The following is a 3,263-nucleotide window of genomic DNA, read 5'->3' on the forward strand; positions in this document are numbered from 1 at the left end:
GGGGGGGGGGGGGGGGGGGGGGGGGGGGGGGGGGGGGGGGGGGGGGGGGGGGGGGGGGGGGGGGGGGGGGGGGGTGGTGGGTGGGGGGGGGGGGGGGGGGGGGGGGGTGGTCGGCGTCGTCCCGGGGGGGCGGGGTGTCGGAGGGCGGAACGGCTCGTCGGGCTCGGAGGGCTCCTCGCGTTGGCGAGGGGGGCGGGGCACCCGGCTCATCACGTTCCTCATTCCGTCTCGTACCGACTCCGACGTGGACCGACGTCGACGTGTACCGATTCCGTACCGTACCGTCATTTTCGTATCATCGCAGACCATGAAACGTTAACAGGCATCGTTATACCACGGAACGGAACGACGATACAGGACGCCCGCCGTGTCCCGATCCTGACGCCCGGGAAGGGAGGGTTATCGGGCGTCAGGGGGGAGAGGGCCCGCAACTGTGCCCGCAGTAAATCCGCGCTGCCCGGGTCGGATGCCGTGAACGGCCCGGGGCTCGGGACCGTGTCACCAGCCGCCAAGTGGCTCTCCGTGATTTTGGGAAACCGCTCCGCTCTGCGTGACTGATCTCTAACCTGTCGTACAGGTATCTGGTGATCGTCCTGGTCGGGGTGGTCGGCGTGCGGCGGGAGTGGAGTCCGGAGCAGCTGATCGAGTGCTGGACGTTGGGTAAAGGCGATCGGAAGCTGCTGCGGAACAAGGCGGGGGCCTCGCGGGTCGGTTTCGCCCTGTTGGTGAAGTACTTCGAGCTCGAAGGCCGGTTCCCCCGTCACGGCGGGGAGGTTCCCCGGGCGGCGGTGGGCTACGTCGCCCAGCAGGTCGGGGTCGACGCGGTGCTGTTCGCGAAGTACGCGTTCACCGGCCGTACGATCGAGCATCACCGGGCGGAGATCCGCCGGGAGCTGGGGTTCCGGGAGTGCACGCTCGCCGACGAGGACGCCCTGGCCGATTGGCTGGCCGGTGAGGTGTGTCCGGTCGAGCTGACCGATGACCGGCAGCGCCGGGCGTTGCTGGCCCGCTGCCGGGAGATGCGGCTCGAGCCGCCGGGGCCGTCGCGGGTCGAGCGGGTCCTGGGGTCGGCGCGGGCGGGGTTCGAGCAGCAGTTCACCACTCTGGTCGCCGGCCGGCTACCGGCGGCCGCGGTCGGCCGGCTGGAGTGGCTGGTGGCCGTCCCCGAAGACGGCGAGGACACGGCGGCCGGTGGCGGGCCTGTTCTGCTGGCGGAGTTGAAGGAGGATCCGGGCAAGCTCGGCCTGGACACGTTGCTGCGGGAGATCTCCAAGCTGGAACGGGTCCGCGCGCTGGGCCTACCCGGGGATCCGTTCGAGGGCTGGTCGGAGCAGCTGGTCGGCGCGTGGCGGGCGCGGGCGGCGAAGCTGTACCCGTCGGATTTCCGGGCCAGCCCAACGGCGACCCGGCTGACGCGGTTGGCGGCGTTGTGCTGGACGCGGATCACCGAGCTCATCGACGGGCTGGTGGATCCACTGATCCAGTTGGTGCATGTGATCAACGCTCGGGCGGAGCGGCGGGTGGAGCGGGAGATGACCGCCGAGTACCGCACCGTGGCCGGCAAGACCGGGATCCTGGTCGAAGGTGCAGTTCTACGCGGCCGCCGACCGGGTGCCCCTCGATGACGTGGTGCCTCGGGACTGGCGCGACGCGGTCGTCGACGACCGCGACCGGGTCGAACGCATCCCGTACGAGCTGTGTGTGCTGGTCGCCCTGCGGGCGACGTTGCGCCGCCGGGAGATCTGGGTGCCCGGCGCGACCCGGTGGCGTAACCCCGAAGACGATCTACCGGTCGACTTCGACGACAACCGCGACGGCCACTACGACGCGCTCGCCAAGCCTCGCGACGGGGCTGTGTTCGTCGCCGGGAGGAGCTGGTGCGCCGCTGGGGGATGCTGGACCTGCTCAACCTGTTCAAGGACGCCGACTACGTCACCGGGTTCACCGACGAGTTCACCTCGGTCGCCTCCCACGAGGTCACCGACCGCACCGTCCTGCGTCGCCGGCTGCTGCTCGCCCTGTTCGGCCTGGGCACCAACATGGGCATCAAACGGGTCGCCGACGGCGTCGTCGCGAACGCCGGCGCCGACACTACGGTGCTCGACACCGAAGCGGCGCTGCGCCGGATCCGCCGGCTGTTCATCAACCGGGACAACCTGCGGGCGGCGATCCGCCGGCTGGTCAACGAGACCTTCGCCGTGCGCGACACCGCGCTGTGGGGGCAGGGCACCGCGTGCGCGTCGGACTCGAAGAAGTTCGGCTCCTGGTCGTCGAACCTCATGACCGAGTGGCACCAGCGCTACGGCGGCCCCGGCGCGATGATCTACTGGCATGTCGAGCGGCGCAGCGTCTGTATCTACTCCCAGGTCACGACCTGCTCGGCCTCCGAGGTCGCCGCGATGATCGAAGGGCTAATGCTGACCGCCGCCGACCGGCGCGGCCTGTCCGCCCTGTTCTGGACCCACATCAACCTCTACGGACGGTTCCAGCTGGACATGACCAGCCACCTCGACGCCCTGACCCCGCCCTCCGACGCGGTGGCGGGACCGTGACCGAGGACCAGGAGCCGGGCCCGGCGCTCCGGACGGGGATCGCCGTCGTGATGCGGACGCTGCTGCGAGCTGTCCGGCCCGCTCGGTGCGCTGCATCCGGCTGCCCGCAACGCCCCATGCCCGAGCACACCCACTGCCACTCGACGTCTACGAGGAAACAAACATGCGCCGCGGGATCGCCAGCGCCCTGTACGGGGTCCCGGTAGGAAAGGAACGGAAAACCGGTATTGCTGTCAAATTTTTTGACGGATACGACAGAGAGGTCGGATTGGCTTAGCCGGTGACGCCTGCGAGGGCTGTGGTCCGCAGGTAGCTGTACACGGTCTCGCGGCTGATGCCGAACTCCCTGGCCAGGTCGGACTTCCGCTCGCCTGCGGCGGCGCGCTCGCACAGGTCCCGAGCCTGCTCGGGGGTGAGGGCGGGCTTGCGGCCGGTGTAGACGCCGTGCTGCTTGGCGACAGCGATGCCCTCGCGCTGGCGTTCTAGGATCGGTGCGCGCTCGAACTCGGCGAACGCGCACATGACCGACAACAGCAACGTCGCCATCGGTGAGTCCTCGCCGGTGAACACCAGGGTCTCCTTGACAAACTCCACCCGCACCCCCTTGCCGGTCACCCCACACCACACAGAACATGGCCCGCCCGTAGCTTCCAGCGAAAAAACAACGGTAAGGATTGATCCCGGTTCGTCCCGCCCGTAGCCTCGACGTCC

General features: G+C 69.7%; 2 protein-coding genes and 2 pseudogenes. 2 read left to right on the plus strand and 2 right to left on the minus strand.

Annotated features, from left to right (window positions below; all coding sequences use genetic code 11):
- Window positions 1-210 (minus strand): annotated as a pseudogene (locus ND748_RS28700) (iron dicitrate transport regulator FecR); the annotation flags it as partial.
- Between the two features lie 374 nt (window positions 211-584).
- Here ND748_RS28700 and ND748_RS28705 point away from each other — a divergent pair.
- Together ND748_RS28705 and ND748_RS28710 are read left to right on the plus strand one after the other, a co-directional pair.
- Entirely contained in the window at window positions 585-1,625 is a 1,041-nt protein-coding gene (locus tag ND748_RS28705; RefSeq protein ID WP_251749313.1) for a DUF4158 domain-containing protein, read from the plus strand.
- Between the two features lie 252 nt (window positions 1,626-1,877).
- Complete coding sequence (locus tag ND748_RS28710) at window positions 1,878-2,552, plus strand: transposase (RefSeq protein ID WP_251749314.1); 675 nt, start codon at window positions 1,878-1,880, stop codon at window positions 2,550-2,552.
- A gap of 273 nt (window positions 2,553-2,825) precedes the next feature.
- On the opposite strand, the pseudogene ND748_RS28715 reads toward ND748_RS28710, so the two are convergent.
- Window positions 2,826-3,167 (minus strand): annotated as a pseudogene (locus ND748_RS28715) (helix-turn-helix domain-containing protein); the annotation flags it as partial.
- Window positions 3,168-3,263: the final 96 nt, after the last annotated feature.

It is taken from the genome of Frankia sp. AiPs1 (assembly GCF_023716945.1).
In the GTDB taxonomy this organism is placed as follows: Bacteria; Actinomycetota; Actinomycetes; order Frankiales; family Frankiaceae; genus Frankia.